Genomic DNA, 17,859 nt, shown 5'->3' with positions numbered 1-17,859 from the left:
CGCGCGACCCCGGGGGCGTGCTAAAGCTGAAAGATGGCGAAGGCGACTTCCTGGTCTGATCCCCCGACCAAAACCCTGCGGGCACACGGCGTGAAGGTCCGCAAATTCGATACCTCGGCCACGCCGGGCTTCAAGGGCAACAAGCGCGCCGGGGAGGAGCTGCTCGCCGCGCGCGCCCTGGTGCTCTCGGATCTGCAGGAAAAGCTCTACGCCAACGGCCGTTCCGGCGATCAGCGCAGCGTGCTGCTGGTACTGCAGGGCATGGACACCGCGGGCAAGGGCGGCATCGTGCGGCACGTCATCGGATCGGTGGATCCGCAGGGCGTGGACCACGCCGCCTTCGGCGTGCCGACCGAGGTCGAGAAGAAGCACCACTACCTCTGGCGCATTCGCAAGGAGCTACCCCGAGCCGGACAGATCGGCGTCTTCGACCGCTCGCACTACGAGGACGTTCTCGTGGTGCGCGTGCACGAACTCGTCGCGCCCGAGGTGTGGGAGAAGCGCTACGCCGAGATCAACAAGTTCGAGCGCAAACTCGTCGACGAGGGCACCACGATCATCAAGGTCGCCATGTTCGTCTCGCTGGAGGAGCAGAAGAAGCGCCTCATGCAGCGACTGGAACGCGCCGACAAGTACTGGAAGTTCAACCCGGCCGATATCGACGAGCGCGCCTACTGGCCCGCCTATCAGGCGGCCTACCAGGACATGCTGGATCGCACCGATACCGAGTACGCGCCCTGGTACACACTGCCCTGCGACCACAAGTGGTACGCCCGGCTGGCCGTCACCGAACTGCTCATCGACGCCCTGCAGAGCCTGAAGCTGGATTGGCCACCAGCCAAATTCGATATCGACGAGCAGAAACGCCGCCTGCTCGAGTCCTAGAACAGGAATCTCTCAGGTTCACCCGCGATGATGGCTCCGACGTGTGCCCCGTCGGAGCCACACGGTCACGCATATCTCGAGGATCCGCCCGTACGATGCGGGGCGCAGGGACTCGAAGCGACAGGAAGGCGTGGTGAACGCACAGGTGAGCAACAAGCCCGAACCTCGGAAGAACCCGCTCGCGGCGGCGCAGAAATCCGATCGCAATCGCAAGATCGCCATTCAGGCGGCGGTGGTAGCCGTGATCGTGGGTCTGATCGCGGCGATCATCATCACCATCGTGATGCGCGATTCCGACGACAAGGACACTTCCTCGGGAGCCTTCGCCCCGACCGTGAACTTCGACGCGAGCCAGGGCGCGGTGCCGCCGAATGTCACCCCCGGCGGCGCGATCGTGGTCGGCAAGCCCGACGCCAAGGTTCGGGTCCAGGTCGTCGCCGACCCGCAGTGCCCCGCCTGCGCCATGTTCGAGAACGCCAATGCCAAGGTGCTCGAGGACGAGGTGGCCAACGGGACCGCAGTGGTCGAGTACAACATCATCTCGTTCCTGGACAAGGCCTCGACCAACCAGTACTCCTCGCGCGCGGCCAATGCGGCCTACGTGGTGGGCAGCACCGACGCGTCGAAGTTCCAGCAGTTCATGACCATTCTGTTCGCCAAGCAGACGCCCGAGGGCGGCGCCGGTCTCACCGACGACCAGCTGATCCAGATCGCCACCGAGGCCGGGTACACCGATCCCGCCGTGGCGCAGGCGATCAAGGACAACAAGTACGCCGATTACGTGAAGGCCGAGACCAAGGCCGTCTTCGACGCGAAGATCCAGTCCACGCCGTCGGTCTTCGTGAACGGCAAGCAGGTGCAGACCCAGCAGGAGCTCATGGGCAAGGACGGGCTGAAGCCGGTGATCGAGGCCGCGGCACAGTGATCATCTCGGCTCCACCCAAGTCCGCCTGGGCGCTGCTCCTGGGCGGACTGCTCGGCTGGATCGCGTCGGTGACGCTGACCGTCGACAAGTTCAAGCTCTTCACCGAGCCCGGGTTCAAACCGCTGTGCAGTATCGACCAGGTGGTCGCCTGCACCACGGTGATCGAGTCGGATCAGGCCGAGGCCTTCGGTTTTCCGAATCCGCTCATCGGCATCGTCGGCTTCTCCGTGGTGGTGACGCTGGCGGTGCTGGCCATCTCCGGTATCGGATTTCCGCGCTGGATCTGGGGTGGGCTGTGGGTGGGGCTGGTGCTCGGCATGGCCTTCATCGGCTGGCTGATCTTCCAGGCGGTCTTCCGGATTCACGCGCTGTGCCCGTGGTGCATGGTGGTGTGGGCGGCGACGCCCGCACTGCTGGCCATCGTCACCGGACAGCTCTGGGGCACGTCGCGGGGTTTGCTCCAGATCGTGGTGGAGTGGCGGTGGACGGTCGTGGCCGTGTACTACGCGGTGGTGACGCTGATCCTGTTCCTCCAGTTCCAGGACTACTGGCTGGAGAAGTTCTAGTTCGGCGGTCCGGCGCGCAGCGTGACCTGCACCGTGCGTTGACCATTCGGCCCGGTGACGTCCAATCGCACGACGTCATCGGGCTTTCGCACGTTCAGGGCGGCGCGCAGCGCCTGGGCGGTGCCGATGCTCTGGCCGTCGACGGCGATGATCACCTCGCCGTCGGTGAGCCCGGCGGCGTGGGCGGGCTGGCCGTAGACCGCGAGATCGATGCGCGCGCCGCCGTTTCGCTCATCGGAGGTCAGAATGCCGAGGGTGGCGGTGGGGCCGACGTGCACGGTGTCGGTCGGTGTGCCGGAACGGATTTGGCGCACCACGGTCATGGCGGTGTCGATGGGCACGGCATAACCGCTGGGCCCTTGTCCGAGCGCCTTGCGCACCTCGCCGGAGGCGGCGGTGACCACCCCGACCACCGCGCCGTAGCGGTCCACCAGCGCGCCCCCGGATTGGCCCGCGGCGACGGCGGCCTCGACTTCGATCATGCCGCGCAAGGACTTTCGGGACAGGTCGGCCGAATTGCGGGCCACGATGGTGCTGTCCAGCCCGGTGATGGGTCCGGCCACGGCGGTCGGTGAGCCGGTGCCGCCCGCATTGCCGATGGCCAAGACCTCGTCGCCCAGGCGCAGCGGGGCGGAGGTGCCGATGCGCGCCACCGGCAGCCGCGCCGCGCCGCCGAGCGCGATCAGGGCGATATCCAGGGTGGAGTCGTAGCCCAGCACCGTGGCCTCGTAGACCAATCCGGTATCCAGGTCGGTGACGTGCACGCTGTCCGCACCCTTGATGACGTGATGGCTGGTGAGCACCTCGCCCTCGGGGGTGAGGACGATGCCGGAACCGGCTGCGCCCAAGCCGTAGTCGCGGACATTCGCGGTGATGTTCACCAGGGCCGGTTCCACCACATGCGACACGACGGTGGCGTCGAGGGGCGGCAGCGGCGGGCCGATCAGACTGTGGCTGGGCGGTTCTGGGTCGAACCAGCGGGGCAGGTCGCCCTGGTAACCGAGCAGGGCCGCGATGGCGAGGGCCGCCGCGAACACCAGGGCGAGATAGCGTCCCGCGCCGAGTCTGCCCCGTTGCCGTTCGTCGTACATGCCACCCGCCTCCTGTGCGCCCGTGCGGGCTCGGCGTTTGTGCTTTATGTGTACCAGTACAAGTCGATCGCGTTCAATGACATCGCGGTCCATGACATCGCGTTCGGTGACATCGCGCTCAATGGCTCAGTGCCGCAACGCCCAACATGAAACCCACCCCCGCCAGCGTGCAGAACAGCGGAGCCTTGGACGGTTTCCCGGCGTGCGCCTCGGGCAGGATGTCGGCGGTCGCGAGATAGAGCAGGAATCCCGCGAAATAGCCGAGGTACAGCCCGACCAGTTCGGCGGGGACCCGCACCAGGGTGCCGATGATCGCGCCGACCACCGGTGCGAGGGCATCCAGTCCCAGCAGGATCAGCCCGCGCTTGCGGGCGTTGCCGTAGAGGGTGGTGATGGTGAAGGTGTTGAAGCCATCCGCGAAATCGTGGCAGATGACGGCGATCGCCACCGCCACGCCCACGCCCGCCCCGGCCTGGAAGCCGAAGCCGATACTGAGGCCGTCGAGCAGGCTGTGGAAGACCAGCCCCGAGGCGGCCAGCAGACCCACCGAGGCGAATCCGTGGTGGTGTGCGCCGAATTCGTCCTCGTAGCCGGTGTGCAGCGCGACGGTGCGCTCCATGATGTGCACGGTGAGGAAGCCGACCACCGCCGCCAGCAGCGGCACCGGGACGCCGAGCGCCTCCCCGGTCTCCTGTTCGAGCGCCTCCGGCATGAGGTCGAAGGCGACCACGCCCAGCATGACGCCCGCCGCGAGGCCGAGCACCAGGCGTTTGCGGTCGCCGATGCGCACGGCCACCAGGCCACCGACCAGCGTCATGCACATGGACAGCACCGAGAGCAGGATGGCCATGGTCCTCAGCATGCCGACCGGTATGCCCAGCGCGGGCGCGCCACACCGAGGGTGACAATTCAGACGAAACCCTTGGCCGTCGACCTATGCGACGGTAGGCATGTAGTTATGAGCACAGCCGCCGCCTATGCCGTATCCGCACCCGATGGCCACTTCGAGAAGGTCGCCATCGAACGCCGTGAGCTCGGCCCGCACGATGTGCTGATCGACATCAAGTACGCGGGCATCTGCCATTCCGATATCCACACCGCGCGCGACGAGTGGGGCGGGGCCAAGTACCCCTGTGTGCCCGGCCACGAGATCGCGGGCATTGTCGCCGCCGTCGGGTCGGCGGTGACCAAACACCAGGTCGGTGATCGCGTGGGCGTCGGCTGCATGGTCGACTCCTGTGGCGAGTGCGAACCGTGTCTGGCCGGTGAGGAGCAGTACTGCATCCCCGGGGCCACCATGACCTACGACAATCCGGTGCCCGAGGAGTTCCAGCCCGGCGGGTACACCCTCGGCGGCTACTCCACCCAGATCGTGGTGACCGAGAATTTCGTCGTCTCCATTCCGGAGGGCATCGGCCTGGATGTGGCCGCGCCGCTGCTGTGCGCCGGTGTCACGCTGTTCTCGCCGCTGCGGCACTGGAACGCCGGGCCGGGCAAGCGCGTCGCCATCATCGGCATGGGCGGGCTCGGGCATGTGGGCGTGAAGATCGCCGCGGCCATGGGCGCCGAGGTGACCGTGCTCAGCCATTCGCTGAGCAAGCAGGAGGACGGCAAGAAGTTCGGCGCGCACCACTACTACGCCACCAGCGACCGCGAGACCTTCCGGACGCTGCGCAATCACTTCGACCTGATTCTCAATACGGTCTCCGCCGATCTGCCCATCGACCACTACCTCAAGCTGCTGCGGCTGGACGGCACCCTGGTGATTCTGGGCCTGCCCGAAAACCCGCTGCAGGTCAAGCCTTTCACCGTCGCGGGCTACCGGCGCTCGCTGGCCGGATCCATGATCGGCGGGATCGCGCAGACCCAGGAGATGCTGAACTTCTGCGCCGAGCACGGAATCGGCGCGGAGATCGAGACCATCTCCGCCGACCGCATCGACGAGGCGTACGACCGGGTGGTGGCCAGCGATGTGCGATACCGCTTCGTCATAGACGCCGCCACCATGTGACACGCGGCGGGCGCGGCTGCGGGCCACCCTGATTCACGGCTACGTTGGCCGTTGTGTCCGAGTCAGAAGGCAGTGCGGGAGAACACGAGGGATCGACGGCCGGGCGCGGCGGCACCGGGAAGCCGGACGACGCGCCGCCACACACCCCGGAGCATCGCGCGGCGTCCGATCAGACGGACGACCGGGTGCCGGTCTCGGCCGTACTGCCGCGCTGGCTGCCGCGCGCCTACCTGCTGGCGGCGGTGACGGTCGCCGCGCTGATCCTGACCTTCTGGACGTTGACGCAGCTCAAAGGGCTGCTGACGATACTGGTGGTGTCGCTGTTCCTGGCGTTCTCCATCGAACCGGCGGTGAACTGGCTGGCCGCGCGCGGGTGGCGGCGCGGGCCCGCCACCGGTGTGGTGTTCCTCGGCGTGCTGGTGGCCCTGGGCAGTTTCGTGTGGACGCTGGGCGAATTGGTGGTGGAGCAGGTGTCGGCGCTGGTCGACAACGCTCCGCGCTATGCCGACGACGCGGTGAACTGGATCAACAGGACCTTCCACACCGACTATTCGGGCACCGATATCCAGAACAAGGCGACGGAGATGAGCTCCTCGCTGGAGAAGTACGTCGTCGGCTTGGCCGGGGACGTCTGGGGTATCGGCACCACGGCCCTCGGCGTGGTGTTCCAGGCGCTCGGGGTGCTGCTGTTCACCTACTACTTCGCCGCCGACGGGCCGCGCTTCCGCAATGCGGTGTGCTCGCTGCTGCCGCCGCACCGGCAGCGACATGTGTTGCGCGCCTGGGATATCGCGGTCGAGAAGACCGGCGGCTACCTGTATTCCCGTGCGCTGCTGGCACTGTGCTCGACCCTCGCGCACTACGTGGCCATGCGGTGGTTGGATCTGCCGTCGGCGTTCGCGCTGGCGCTGTGGGTCGGCGTTGTCTCGCAGTTCATTCCGACGGTCGGCACGTATCTGGCCGGTGCGCTGCCGGTGGTGGTGGCGCTGGGGCAGGCGCCGCGGACCGCGCTGTGGATACTGCTGTTCATCGTGCTCTACCAGCAGTTCGAGAACTACGTGCTGCAACCGCGCATCACCGCCTCGACGCTGGATATGCATCCGGCGGTGGCGTTCGGCGCGGTCCTGGCGGGCGCGGCGCTGTTCGGGGCGACAGGGGCGCTGCTGGCGATACCCGTCACCGCGACAGCGCAAGCTTTCATCGGGGCCTATGTCCGCCGATACGAGGTGAACGAGCCGACCGATTCGATGACTTCCAGTCTCTCCCAACGGAAATCGCTGCGCGAGTTCTGGCGGCACCGACGCTAGGGCAGCTACGGAAGTGTCGGCGCGAAGACATAACCAGCGTCGAGCGGGCGACAGACCCGAGCGCCGATTCCCCGCACCATTGTGTGCATCGACGGAGCCACTCCCGGCACCGTCACCGCAGAATCGGAGCACCAATGACCCTCGCCGCCAAGCGAATCGCCATCGCCTTCGCCACCGTCGCCGCCGCGCTCACCTCGACCGCGGGCATCGCCGCCGCCGACAACGGTTCCGACAAGTACCACTGGTACTGCGACCGCGACAGCCGTGGCTACGACTGGGACTACTGCTGGAAGCACTACAGCGACCGCTACCAGCGCGATCACAACACCGGCGGCCACGACAACCGTGGCGGTAACGACAACCACGGCGGCAGCGGTAACGGCAACCGCGGTTGGTGACCCCGACCAGGCCCGCCCCCATGCCCCCGAGACCGGTGCCGCTCTCCCCGGCGGCACCGCGAAAAGCGGAGCGGCAGTAGCGAAACCGGCGGCAGCGTAGCCACCGGTCGCCCATCGAAGTGCCTCGGCGCTACTGCTTGCCCGCCTGTTCGCGCAACGCCTTCTTGGCCGCGTCCTGCACCGAGTCGACCTGCCCGGCATACTTCCCGCCGGTCTTCGCGTCGATGGCGTCCCCGGCCTTGTCCACCATCGGCTCCAACTTGTCGGCATGCTTGGCCGCCAGATCCGCGGCCTTCTCCGCCGCACCCTTCAGATTGTCGAACAAACCCATGATCGCTCTCCTACCTCGAAAAATCTGCCCGAGCAGGCTAACCCGGCGAGGCCGCCGAACCGTGGAGGCGACCCTCCAACGCAACGGCGGCACGGGATTTCGTCCCGTGCCGCCGTGCCGTCAGGGTGTCAGGCGCTCTCCTCCGCCGCCTCCGCGCGGCGGCGGACGCGACGGGCGGCCGCGACCATATTGCGCAGTGAGGGGTCGAGCTGCCAGTGGTGGCGGGTCTTCAGGCCGCCGTCCGGGTTCGCCCACAGCCGCTGCGGGGTAACGGCTTTCGCGGCCGCGGTGAGCAGTTCGTCCAGCTCGTCGATATCGGGGATGCGGGCCGAGCGGCTCTCGTAGACGCCCGGGCCGACGCCGTGCGACAGGCCCACGCCCTCGGCGCAGTCCTCCGCGAGCGAGTTGAGCACCCATTCGATGGAGCGGGTGGCCACGATGGCGGTGACGTCGGCATCGAGTTCCTCGATGGCCTTCACCACGTCCTCACGGCTGGAATAGCCGATGTGCGTGTGGATCTGGGTGTCCGGGCGCACGCCGGAGGTGGCCAGCTTGAACGCGCCGACGGCCCAGCGCAGGTACTCCGCCCGGCCCTTGGGGCGCAGCGGCAGCAGCTCGCGGATGGACGGCTCGTCCACCTGGATGATGGCGATTCCGGCCTTCTCCAGATCCACCACCTCGTCCCGAATGGCAAGCGCCACTTGGTCGGCCGTCTCGTAGAGCGGCTGGTCCTGGCGCACGAACGAGCGCGCCAGCATGGTGACCGGACCGGTGACCATACCCTTGACCGGCTTGTCGGTCAGCGACTGCGCGTACTGGATCCACTCCACCGACATGGCCTTGGGGCGCTCCACGTCGCCGTACAGGATCGGCGGGCGCACACAGCGGCTGCCGTACACCTGCACCCAGCCGAAGTGCGTGGTGGCGAAGCCGTCCAGCAGTTCGGCGAAGTACTGGATCATGTCGTTGCGCTCGTGCTCGCCGTGCACCAGCACGTCCAGGCCGATGTCCTCCTGGAGCCGGATGGTGGACTCGATCTCGGCCTCGATGCGCTTGCGGTACTCGTCGTAGGACAACCGCCCTTGGCCGAGGTCGTAGCGGGCCTGGCGAATGGCATTGGTCTGCGGGAAGGAGCCCAGCGTGGTGGCGGGCACCAGCGGCAGGTTCAGCCGCGCCTGCTGGGCGACCCGACGCTCCTCGTACGGCGCGCGCTCGCGCATCTGCTCGGTGATGTTGTAGACCCGATGCCGCACCGCGTGCTTCTGCTTGAAGTGCACGGAGGTGGGTCGCTTGCGCCACTTCTCCGAAGGACCCTCGGTGAGCGCCTTGGCGAGCGAAACCACCTCGAGGACCTTCTGTTTCGCGAAGGCGAGACGGTCGGCGACATGCTCCTCGAGCTCGTATTCGACCAGCAGGTCGTAGGGCACGTGCAGCAGCGTGGTGCCGGTGGAGACGACCATGTCCGGGCAGACCTTGGACAGGGCGTTGAGGTAGTCGAGGGTGACGTAGCGGTCGGCGCGCCACACATTGGTGCCGCTGATGACGCCCGCGTACAGCCGCTTGCGGCCGATACCCGGAATCGCCGCCAGATCCTCCGGATGAATCCGGTGATTGGCCAGATCGAGACCGATGGCCTCGACCTTGGTGCGCGCCAAGATCTCGAGCGCCTCACCGAAATCGCCGTACTGGCCGGTGACCAGCAGGCGCGGGCGCAGCGCCGAGGTGGACAGGCGCTGATAGGTCTTCTCGAACAGCTCCAGCGTGGAGGGCGAGCGCTCGCTGGTGAAGCAGGGCTCGTCGAGCTGCACGCAGGTCGCCCCGCGCTTGGCGAGAATCTCGAACAGCTCCTCGTAGACCGGCAGCAGTCGGTCGAGCAGTTCCAGCTTGTCGAATTCGGTCTCGCCCGGGACGTGTCCGGTCTTGGACAGCAGCAGCAGCGACAGCGGTCCCAGCACCACCGGGCGCAGTTCGATGCCCTCGGCCTTGGCGCGGTCGAATTCGTCCAGGAGCGCCTCGGGGTGCAGCGAGAATTCGGTGTCGGCGTCGAGTTCGGGCTGACGGTAGTGATACGGCGTATTGAAGAACCGCACCAATTCCAGCGGCGGCAGATCGGGGCGGCCGCGCGCCATCAGGAAATAGAAGTCGAGCGGATGCAGTCCCTCGCGCTCGGCCTCGAAGCGCTTGGGCACCGCGCCGAAGAGCAGCGCGTTGTCGAGCACGTGGTCGTAATAGGAGAACGTATTGCCGGGGACCTGGGTCAACCCGGTGGCGGCCAGCTCGAGGAACTGGGTCTCCTGAATCTCGCGGCCTACGGCGAGCAGTTCATCGCGAGAGAGCGTGCCGTGCCAATAGGACTCCAAGGCGCGCTTGAGTTCCCGGTGCGGCCCGATCCGGGGGTAGCCGAGAATGCTCGACCCGAAGCCATCGGTGACGTTCACCATGAGCTGGACACTCCTTCCGAGCTGCGGTCGAAATGACCTCTTTGCAGCTTATGCCCGGTGACAAACGACGCCGCCACGAACCGTGACGGCGTTCTTGTTCGGAGAGATGCGCTCGCCGCTCACGCACCGGTTCGATGCGTGAGCGCGAGCGGCGGTCATCGTGATTACGCGCGGTTGTACTGGTAGAAGCCCGCACCGGTCTTCTTGCCCAGCAGGCCCGCCTCGACCATGCGCATGAGCAGCGGGGGCGCGCTGTAGAGCGGCTCCTTGAACTCGGCGTACATGGAGTCGGCGATGGACTTCACGGTGTCGAGGCCGACCAGGTCGGTGAGCGCCAGCGGGCCCATCGGGTGGGCACAGCCCAGCACCATGGCCTTGTCGACGTCTTCCTTGGTGGCGAAACCGGATTCGACCATGCGGATGGCCGAGAGCAGGTACGGCACCAGCAGCGCGTTCACCACGAAGCCGGAGCGGTCGGCGGAGCGCACGACCTGCTTGCCCAGCACGTCGGAGGCGAAGGCCTCGGCGCGCTGGGAGACCGACTCGCTGGTCTTGAGGGTGGTCACCAGCTCGACGAGCGGCAGCACCGGCACCGGGTTGAAGAAGTGCATGCCCACGACCCGCTCCGGATTGGCGGTGGCCACGGCGATCTTCATGATCGGGATGGAGGAGGTGTTGGAGGCCAGTACGGCGTTCGGGTCGGTGACGACCTTGTCGAGCTCGGCGAAGATGGAGGTCTTCACGTCCTCGTTCTCCAGCACGGCCTCGACGACCAGCTGACGGTCGGCGAAGTCGGCGAGGTCGGAGGTGAAGCGCAGCCGCCAGGCGGTCTGCTCCCGCTCCCGCTCGGTGATCTTGCCGCTGGACACGGCCCGGTCGAGCGAGCGCAGAATGCGCGCACGGCCCGCGGCGGCCAGTTCCCGGGTCTGCTCGAACACGAGCACGTCGACATGTGCCCGGGCGCAGACCTCTGCGATGCCCGCGCCCATCTGTCCCGCGCCGATGATTCCTACGCGCTGAATCTTTTCGCTGCTCACGTCCCGCTCCTGGGTTTGTTGGCCGTGGTGGCTATGGGTGAAGGCGTCGGACTACGGATAGGTGACCCTGCGCCTTCGTAAGGTCTTGTTTTTTCGAAGCTATATGAAACGGCCCTCCCCGTCGGGGCTGTCGACGGGAAGGGCAGGAACCACGTCGGGGGGATCGTGCGATCCCTCCGACGGGGTCCGAAGTCCCCGGGAGCAGTCGAAGGTGTGATGCGACTACCGCCCCCGGGGGCTGTCCTGGAATCAGTCATCAAAGGCGACAACTGATTTCGTGAGGACCGGGGTAACTCACCGGGTACGCCCAAAATTGGGTTGGCACCCAACCGTCGGCACGGATGCCCAACGCCGACGGCTCCCAGCTGCCCGCTGAATACGCGGAGAGGCGGGGGAGCGAGCCTCAACTCAGTGGAACTGGCCCTCTTCGGTGGAGCCCTTCAGCGCCGCGGTGGAGGTGTTGGGGTCCACGGTGGTGGCGATGTTGTCGAAGTAGCCCGCGCCGACCTCACGCTGGTGCTTGATGGCGGTGAAGCCACGCTCGGCGGCGGCCTTGAACTCGCGCTCCTGCAGGTCGACGAAGGCGGTCATGCCCTCGCGGGCGTAGCCGTAGGCCAGGTCGAACATGCCGTAGTTGAGCGAGTGGAAGCCCGCCAGGGTGATGAACTGGAACTTGAAGCCCATGGCACCCAGCTCGCGCTGGAACTTCGCGATGGTGGCGTCGTCCAGGTGCGCCTTCCAGTTGAACGACGGCGAGCAGTTGTAGGCCAGCAGCTGGTCCGGGAACTCGCCGCGGACGGCCTCGGCGAACTTGCGCGCGACCTCGAGGTCCGGCACGCCGGTCTCCATCCAGATGAGGTCGGCGTAGGGGGCGTAGGCCTTGGCACGCGCGATGCAGGGCTCGATGCCGTTCTTCACACCGAAGAAGCCCTCGGCGGTACGGGTGCCGTCCAGGAACTCACGGTCGCGCTCGTCCACATCGGAGGTGATGAGGGTGGCGGCCTCGGCGTCGGTACGGGCGATGATCACCGACGGCACGTCGGCGACGTCGGCGGCCAGACGCGCGGAGGTCAGGGTGCGGATGTGCTGCTGGGTGGGGATGAGCACCTTGCCACCGAGGTGGCCGCACTTCTTCTCGGAGGCCAGCTGGTCCTCCCAGTGCACACCGGCGGCACCGGCGGCGATCATGGCCTTCTGCAGCTCGTAGGCGTTCAGCGCGCCACCGAAACCGGCCTCGGCGTCGGCGACGATCGGGGCCAGCCAGTTGCTGACCGAGGTGTCGCCCTCGACCTTGGCGATCTCGTCGGCACGCAGCAGCGCGTTGTTGATGCGACGCACGACCGACGGCACCGAGTTGGCCGGGTACAGCGACTGGTCCGGGTAGGTGTGGCCGGACAGGTTGGCGTCACCGGCGACCTGCCAACCGGACAGGTAGATGGCCTTCAGGCCAGCGCGGACCTGCTGGACCGCCTGGTTACCGGTGAGGGCACCAAGGGAGTTGATGTAGTCCTCGTTGTTGACGAGATCCCACAGGATCTCGGCGCCACGGCGAGCAAGCGTGTGCTCCTCGACGACGGTGCCCGACAGCTTCACAACCTGCTCGGCGGTGTAGTTGCGGGTGATGCCCTTCCAGCGCGGGTTGGTGTCCCAGTCCTGCTGGATCTCCGCGGCGGTCTTCGGGGTGCCGACAGTCGACATCTGTGACTCCACTTCCTGATTCGGTCTCGGGGCAGTTCCCAGCCCAGAGTGCTTCTTCTGCCCTACCCAGAGTCACGAACCCTCGCGATGTCCGAACTCTGCTGGAGCGACAATTCGCAGACTTGCAAGGTCTGCTGTGGTTACTTCCACACGATGGCACAGGAAGAAATTGCCGTCTACCTGTTGCTAATGTGAATCTCAGCTAGCTTCCGATCATAGTTTGCTAAGCCTGCAAAATTTGCGTGTGAATTGCCCGCGCTGAACCTACTTGCCGGTAGCGCTGACCTCGGGTTTTGCATAACGCCCGTACTGTTTTGGTGATCGGGGCCACCGACAGTCGACACGCCAAGCCCGATTCGGATGTGAGGACCTTCACAGCGGAAAAGGGTTCCCGGCGGTGTGGGGGCGGCCACTTTCCCGCTCCCCCATAGCCGCGCTTAACCTGATCGCACGTTCGACCGCACGATGGAGGTTCCGATGGGAAGACGATGGACGACCACGGCCGCGGTGACCGCGAGCGTGGTGTCGTGCCTGGTGGGAGTGCCGATCGCCACGGCGGCACCGGATTCCGGCACCACCGTCACCGGCTCGGTCACCGAGGTCGCCCCGCTTTCCGCACAGGCCACCCCGCCGGGCTCGGAAAATTCCCAGCGGATCCTCTATCGCACCACCACGGCCCGCGACGAACCCACCATCGCCAGTGCTGCCGTGTACTTCCCGCCCGGCCCCGCGCCCGCGGGCGGCTGGCCGGTGATCGCGTGGGCGCACGGCACCATCGGCATGGGCGACGACTGCGCCTACAGCATCGCCGGACCGGGTGCGCGCGAACGCGACTGGGCCTATCTCGGAACCTGGCTGAACCAGGGGTACGCGATCGTGGCCGCCGATTACGCCGGGCTCGGGACGCCGGGTGATCACCCGTACCTCAACGGCCGGGTCGAGGCCCACAATGTGGTCGACGCCGTGAAGGCCGCGACCCGACAGTATTCGTCGCTGGCCAGGAAATGGGTGGTGGTCGGCCAATCGCAGGGCGGCGGCGCGGCCGTCACCACCGCGCGCTACGCCTCCGAATTCGGTGGGCCGGAACTGGATTACCGGGGTGCGGTCGGCACGGGTGTGCCCGCGTATATCGAGAACATTCTGCTGCCGCTCGGCCCGCATATGCCGCCGATAAAGCTGGGGGCGCACACCACGGCCTATGTGCTCTACATCCTCGATGGTCTGCGAACCACTTTTCCCGAGCTGAATATCGACTCCTACCTCAACGATTCGGGCCGGGCCTGGCTCGATCGCGCGAATACGTCCTGCTTGGAGACCTTCGGCAATGAATTGACCGCCGACGGTGTGGTGCTGGGCGATCTCTTCGCGCGCCCGCTGGCCCAGATCCCGAATCTGCCCGCGCTGTTGGCCGGATATATGGGCCTGCCCGAAACCGGTTACGACAAGCCGGTTTTCCTGGGCCAAGGGCTGACCGACACCGATGTGTTGACGCCGCTGACGCTCGCGTTCGCCGCGAAGCTGACGGCGAATGGCCAGCCGGTGACCCTGAAGACCTACCCCACCGATCACAGTGCGACGGTGAACGCCTCACTGGTGGATTCGGTCCCGTTCGTCCGTGGCCTCTTCGACTGAGACCTGTTCGACCGAGACCTGTTCGACCGTCGAGTGTTCGGTTCCCACCGCGCGCCGCGCAGCGCCAACAGGCACATGACATCGGTGAGGGTGAGTTCCAGGGTTTCGGCGTAGAGCGCCGCGGTCTCGCCGTCGAATTCGCCGTTGCCGCCGATCAATTCGTGCATGATCATCTCGGCCAGCACCACGCCCGCGACGGCCTGTTCCCGGGTCAGCCGCCGGTAGGTCGGCAGATAGGACAGCACCCAGCGGCCGCGGTGTGATTCGGGCACATCGATACGGAACGCGGCCTCCTGCGCCACATCGCTGGTGATCAGCCAATCCGAAGCGGTAATCGCCATGGGATTCATCCTTCGCTCGCGCTCGGACCTGGTCCCCGACTCGATCCGAGCTCTTTCGATGACTCCATGGTCGCGAGCCGGGCCGAGGCATTGAATCCCATTTGTTCGCGGGATTTCTTGGCATACCGCAGGTTCTTGGCCAGGCGAAACTTCGGCGGTACCAAGGAAATATTCAACACGGCCGGAGCGGTTTCCGCGTTCGCGGCCAGCTGGGGAGGCCCACCGTGTCACGAAACGGTGAAAGCGACGATTACGGCGCGGAAACGCGAAAGCGCCTGCGCGGCATCCTACTCCGCACCGGGCTGGCCGACCACGAACTCGTGGAGCCGCTCGCGGCCGAACTGCAACGTCTCGGCTGCCGCCCGCGCAAGGCGTGGCGGCTGGCCAATGGGTACACCCTCGAAGACGCCGCGCGCGAATACAACCGGGCCGCCGACAATGCTCGCGCCAGCATGACCGCCGCCCGCGTCTCGGAGTTCGAGGCGTGGCCGCGCCCGCGCGGCAATGGCCGGGACCGTCCGCGCCCCACCCTGGCGAGCCTCGAGATCCTCGCCGCCGTGTACCGCACCGGCTGGGAACAGCTGGTGGACACCGCGGATCTGGAGAAGATGCCCGAGCGCGAACTCGCCGCCTACCGCGCCGCGGTGGTGCGCCGCAGTATCGCGCCGCAGACCGTGGACGGGCGCGGATTGCCCGGGGAGACAATGCCTTTCGTCGGTCGTCACGCACAGAGGGCGGAGCTGCACCGCCGGGTGACGGAGCATCTGCGCGGCGGTCGGCCCGGGGTGCATGTGATCAGCGGGCTGGCCGGGGTCGGCAAGACCGCGCTGGCGCGATATCTGATCAAGGAGTACGAATCCAGCTACGAGGGATGCATCTGGGAGGATCTGCGCGGCCACTCCGACGGCCGGGCGCCGCGCACCACGGCGGGTGTGTTGGAGCAATTGCTGCTGCGTATCGGAGTGCCGCCGGAGACCATCGAGGATCATGCCGTACGCCGCGCCGAACGCTGGCGCGAGGAGATGCGCGAGCGCCGCATGCTCATCGTCTTCGACAATGTCCTCGACTCCAAGCAGGTGCGTGATCTGCTGCCGCACGCGCCCGGCTGCTTCGTGCTCATCACCAGCCGCCACAAGCTGACCGGGCTGTCAGGGGCCGCGCCCATGCAGCTCGACGCCATGAATACCGCCGAGGCGGAGGAGCTGCTGGTCCGGCTCAGCCATCTGCCGCCCGATTACGACGTGCGCGCGGTGCGCCGCATTCTCGAGACGGCGGGTCGGCTGCCCCTGGCCATTCGCCTGGTCGCCGGGCAGATCGCCCATCACGGGCCGGATATGCTCGCCGCCGCCGATCGGGATTTCCAGGAGCTGATCGAGCAGGTGCAGCACGCACCGGTCGGCTCGCCCTCGGCGGAGTCACCGGCCGCGCCCATTCTCGATTTCTTCGCCGCCGAGGGCGAATCGCTGAGCGCGGCCTTCGAGCTGTCCTATCAACGACTGTGGGAACCCGAATTGCGCCGTGCGGTACGGCTGCTCGGCCTGTTTCCGGGTTCGGAGATCACGGCCGAAACGCTCGCGCCCATGGCCGATGTCTCTCCGCAGGCGGCGAATACGTTGATACGCCGCATATTCGAGGTCGGGCTGCTGGATCCGGCGGTGAACGGTCCGGCCGCGCAGCGGTATCGCATTCACGATGTGACGCGGTTGTTCGCGCGCAAGCAGGCCGATCACGAGGATCTGCCGAGCGAGCGGGCCGCCGCCATCGGGCGGCTGGTGCGCTACTGCCTGGCGATAGCCCGAAAAGTGGGCGCGCCAAGGCCTTTCGATCTGGCGGGCAGTTTCCCGAATGTGCCGGAGCCGGACCCGACCGGGGCCACCGACCAGGCGCGGGAGTGGTTGACGCGGGAGCGGGAACTGCTGCTCGGCTGCATCCGGGTGGCCGGGTCCGGCGCGGAGACCGGTGAGCTGGCCCGGCTGCTGGCCTCGCACCTCTCGGGTCTAGGACATTGGTCGGACGCGCGGTGGTTGTTCGTGCGCGGGCTCGATATCGCGCGCGGGGTGGGCGATACGACCGCGGAGTGCGATGTGCTCTACGGGCTCGGCACCGTGCACCGCCTGGCCTGCGATTACGACACGGCGTCCAAGTGCTTCGAGGAGGCGCACGGTATCGCCGCGCGCACCGACGATCCGCTGCGCATGGCCTCGGCGCTGTGGGGTTATGCCGAAGTCAACAGGCACATAGGCGATTACGACCGCGCCCGGCACGCCTACGCCGATGTGCTCGGTATCGCCCGACAGCTACAGAATCTGAAATTCGAGGGCGATGCGCTGCGTGGGCTCGGCCATATCGAGCGCATGCGCGACGAGACCGCGACGGCGCGGCACTACTACCTGGCGGCGCTCGATATCGCCGACCAGATCGGTGACCGCTACAGCCGCGGCTGGTCGCTGTGGGGGCTCGGGAGCATCGTGCGGGATGCGGGCGACTTCACCACCGCCGGTGCGCGATTCGAGGAAGCTCGGATGCTCGGCATGGAGATGAACGATTCACTGCTTCAGGTGGACGCCCTGCGCGGCATCGGCCATATCGAACGCGATCTGGGCAATATCGATGCGGCACAAGGGTATTACTCCGACTCCCTGGACCTCGCCCGGCGCAGTGGTGATCCGCACGGCGAGGCGGATGCCTGGCGCGCGCTGGCGGGCGTCGCCGCCGTATCCGGTAAACGCCACCGGCCCCGGGCGTGCGAGTTCCTGCGAAAGTCCATGGCGCTCTACGAGAGTATGGGCGTGAAGACCCTGACCGAACAGGTGCGCGCGGATATGCGACGGCTCGGCTGTGACAGCGATGAGCGTCCGGCTCAGCTGCCGCGATAGGTGGAGTACGCGAACGGGGAGAGCAGGATCGGCACATGGTAGTGGCGTGGCTCGGCAATGGTGAAGGCCACCGTGACTTCGGGGTAGAAGGTCTCCATGCCCTGGCCCGCGAAGTAGGGACCGGTGTCGAAGCGCAGCCGGTACAGCCCGGCCGCCAGCTCCCCGCCGAGCCCGGCGATCCGCCCGTCCGCATCGGTGACGGCCGACGCGAGTTCGGTTCCGGCGGCGTCGAACAGCAGCACCCGCACCTCTGTCGCCGGTGCTCCGCGCGTCGCGTCCAGCACATGTGTACTCAATGAGCTCACAGAACCTCCAGGGTA

General features: G+C 66.9%; 16 protein-coding genes. 8 read left to right on the top strand and 8 right to left on the bottom strand.

Features of this window, described 5'->3' with window-relative positions; genetic code table 11:
* Positions 1 to 33: 33 nt before the first annotated feature.
* The 3 genes from ACIBH2_RS13810 (at position 34) to ACIBH2_RS13800 (ending at position 2,376) form a co-directional block, all read left to right on the top strand.
* On the top strand, positions 34 to 885 hold the full coding sequence (locus tag ACIBH2_RS13810; RefSeq protein WP_397117191.1) for a polyphosphate kinase 2 family protein: 852 nt from the start codon (positions 34 to 36) through the stop codon (positions 883 to 885).
* A gap of 133 nt (positions 886 to 1,018) precedes the next feature.
* Positions 1,019 to 1,810 carry a DsbA family protein gene (locus tag ACIBH2_RS13805; protein WP_397117189.1) on the top strand — a complete coding sequence of 264 codons (792 nt, stop codon included), beginning with the start codon at positions 1,019 to 1,021 and terminating at the stop codon, positions 1,808 to 1,810.
* Entirely contained in the window at positions 1,807 to 2,376 is a 570-nt protein-coding gene (locus ACIBH2_RS13800) for a vitamin K epoxide reductase family protein (RefSeq protein WP_397117187.1), read from the top strand. Before ACIBH2_RS13805 ends, ACIBH2_RS13800 begins: the two co-directional genes overlap by 4 nt.
* Here the strand turns inward: ACIBH2_RS13800 and ACIBH2_RS13795 are convergent.
* Positions 2,373 to 3,467, bottom strand: coding sequence for a S1C family serine protease (locus ACIBH2_RS13795; RefSeq protein WP_397117185.1), 1,095 nt, complete (start codon positions 3,465 to 3,467; stop codon positions 2,373 to 2,375). The genes ACIBH2_RS13800 and ACIBH2_RS13795 overlap by 4 nt on opposite strands.
* A 118-nt stretch (positions 3,468 to 3,585) precedes the next feature.
* Positions 3,586 to 4,329 carry a ZIP family metal transporter gene (locus tag ACIBH2_RS13790; protein ID WP_397117183.1) on the bottom strand — a complete coding sequence of 248 codons (744 nt, stop codon included), beginning with the start codon at positions 4,327 to 4,329 and terminating at the stop codon, positions 3,586 to 3,588.
* A gap of 96 nt (positions 4,330 to 4,425) precedes the next feature.
* Here ACIBH2_RS13790 and ACIBH2_RS13785 point away from each other — a divergent pair, with 96 nt between their 5' ends.
* The 3 genes from ACIBH2_RS13785 (at position 4,426) to ACIBH2_RS13775 (ending at position 7,183) form a co-directional block, all read left to right on the top strand.
* Positions 4,426 to 5,478 (top strand): NAD(P)-dependent alcohol dehydrogenase, encoded by a 1,053-nt coding sequence (locus tag ACIBH2_RS13785; RefSeq protein ID WP_397117181.1) that lies wholly within the window; start codon positions 4,426 to 4,428, stop codon positions 5,476 to 5,478.
* A 53-nt stretch (positions 5,479 to 5,531) separates the two neighbouring features.
* Positions 5,532 to 6,785: an AI-2E family transporter gene (locus tag ACIBH2_RS13780; RefSeq protein ID WP_397117179.1), complete on the top strand. Its 1,254-nt coding sequence runs from the start codon at positions 5,532 to 5,534 to the stop codon at positions 6,783 to 6,785.
* Between the two features lie 134 nt (positions 6,786 to 6,919).
* Positions 6,920 to 7,183 carry a hypothetical protein gene (locus ACIBH2_RS13775; protein ID WP_397117177.1) on the top strand — a complete coding sequence of 88 codons (264 nt, stop codon included), beginning with the start codon at positions 6,920 to 6,922 and terminating at the stop codon, positions 7,181 to 7,183.
* A gap of 130 nt (positions 7,184 to 7,313) precedes the next feature.
* Here the strand turns inward: ACIBH2_RS13775 and ACIBH2_RS13770 are convergent, their stop codons facing one another.
* From ACIBH2_RS13770 to aceA, 4 genes are all read right to left on the bottom strand, one after another.
* On the bottom strand, positions 7,314 to 7,514 hold the full coding sequence (locus tag ACIBH2_RS13770) for an antitoxin (RefSeq protein WP_397117175.1): 201 nt from the start codon (positions 7,512 to 7,514) through the stop codon (positions 7,314 to 7,316).
* Positions 7,515 to 7,642: 128 nt separating this feature from the next.
* Complete coding sequence (gene metE, locus ACIBH2_RS13765) at positions 7,643 to 9,955, bottom strand: 5-methyltetrahydropteroyltriglutamate--homocysteine S-methyltransferase (RefSeq protein ID WP_397117173.1); 2,313 nt, start codon at positions 9,953 to 9,955, stop codon at positions 7,643 to 7,645.
* 164 nt (positions 9,956 to 10,119) lie between these two features.
* Positions 10,120 to 10,992, bottom strand: coding sequence for a 3-hydroxybutyryl-CoA dehydrogenase (locus tag ACIBH2_RS13760; protein ID WP_397117171.1), 873 nt, complete (start codon positions 10,990 to 10,992; stop codon positions 10,120 to 10,122).
* Positions 10,993 to 11,400: 408 nt separating this feature from the next.
* Positions 11,401 to 12,690 (bottom strand): isocitrate lyase, encoded by a 1,290-nt coding sequence (gene aceA / locus ACIBH2_RS13755; RefSeq protein ID WP_397117169.1) that lies wholly within the window; start codon positions 12,688 to 12,690, stop codon positions 11,401 to 11,403.
* Positions 12,691 to 13,167: 477 nt separating this feature from the next.
* Between aceA and ACIBH2_RS13750 the strand changes: the two genes are divergently transcribed.
* Complete coding sequence (locus ACIBH2_RS13750; protein ID WP_397117167.1) at positions 13,168 to 14,322, top strand: lipase family protein; 1,155 nt, start codon at positions 13,168 to 13,170, stop codon at positions 14,320 to 14,322.
* Here ACIBH2_RS13750 and ACIBH2_RS13745 read toward each other — a convergent pair.
* Entirely contained in the window at positions 14,256 to 14,663 is a 408-nt protein-coding gene (locus tag ACIBH2_RS13745; RefSeq protein WP_397117165.1) for a hypothetical protein, read from the bottom strand. The two genes, ACIBH2_RS13750 and ACIBH2_RS13745, sit on opposite strands and share 67 nt — an antisense overlap.
* A gap of 224 nt (positions 14,664 to 14,887) precedes the next feature.
* Here ACIBH2_RS13745 and ACIBH2_RS13740 point away from each other — a divergent pair, with 224 nt between their 5' ends.
* Positions 14,888 to 17,539, top strand: coding sequence for a tetratricopeptide repeat protein (locus ACIBH2_RS13740; RefSeq protein WP_397117163.1), 2,652 nt, complete (start codon positions 14,888 to 14,890; stop codon positions 17,537 to 17,539).
* Here the strand turns inward: ACIBH2_RS13740 and uraH are convergent.
* Positions 17,524 to 17,844 carry a hydroxyisourate hydrolase gene (uraH, locus tag ACIBH2_RS13735; protein WP_397117161.1) on the bottom strand — a complete coding sequence of 107 codons (321 nt, stop codon included), beginning with the start codon at positions 17,842 to 17,844 and terminating at the stop codon, positions 17,524 to 17,526. The two genes, ACIBH2_RS13740 and uraH, sit on opposite strands and share 16 nt — an antisense overlap.
* Between the last annotated feature and the right edge of the window lie 15 nt (positions 17,845 to 17,859).

Source organism: Nocardia sp. NPDC050406, from assembly GCF_044459025.1.
GTDB lineage: Bacteria > Actinomycetota > Actinomycetes > Mycobacteriales > Mycobacteriaceae > Nocardia.
This window is presented reverse-complemented; position numbering and strand designations above follow the sequence as displayed.

What these genes read in the sequence shown, in the direction of transcription:
- ACIBH2_RS13810 (WP_397117191.1), top strand. Translation starts at nt 34, where the DNA reads ATGGCGAAGGCGACTTCCTGGTCTGATCCCCCGACCAAAACCCTGCGG.
- ACIBH2_RS13795 (WP_397117185.1), bottom strand. Translation starts at nt 3,467, where the DNA reads ATGTACGACGAACGGCAACGGGGCAGACTCGGCGCGGGACGCTATCTC.
- ACIBH2_RS13790 (WP_397117183.1), bottom strand. Translation starts at nt 4,329, where the DNA reads ATGCTGAGGACCATGGCCATCCTGCTCTCGGTGCTGTCCATGTGCATG.
- ACIBH2_RS13785 (WP_397117181.1), top strand. Translation starts at nt 4,426, where the DNA reads ATGAGCACAGCCGCCGCCTATGCCGTATCCGCACCCGATGGCCACTTC.
- ACIBH2_RS13775 (WP_397117177.1), top strand. Translation starts at nt 6,920, where the DNA reads ATGACCCTCGCCGCCAAGCGAATCGCCATCGCCTTCGCCACCGTCGCC.
- ACIBH2_RS13770 (WP_397117175.1), bottom strand. Translation starts at nt 7,514, where the DNA reads ATGGGTTTGTTCGACAATCTGAAGGGTGCGGCGGAGAAGGCCGCGGAT.
- metE (WP_397117173.1), bottom strand. Translation starts at nt 9,955, where the DNA reads ATGGTGAACGTCACCGATGGCTTCGGGTCGAGCATTCTCGGCTACCCC.
- aceA (WP_397117169.1), bottom strand. Translation starts at nt 12,690, where the DNA reads ATGTCGACTGTCGGCACCCCGAAGACCGCCGCGGAGATCCAGCAGGAC.
- ACIBH2_RS13750 (WP_397117167.1), top strand. Translation starts at nt 13,168, where the DNA reads ATGGGAAGACGATGGACGACCACGGCCGCGGTGACCGCGAGCGTGGTG.
- ACIBH2_RS13745 (WP_397117165.1), bottom strand. Translation starts at nt 14,663, where the DNA reads ATGGCGATTACCGCTTCGGATTGGCTGATCACCAGCGATGTGGCGCAG.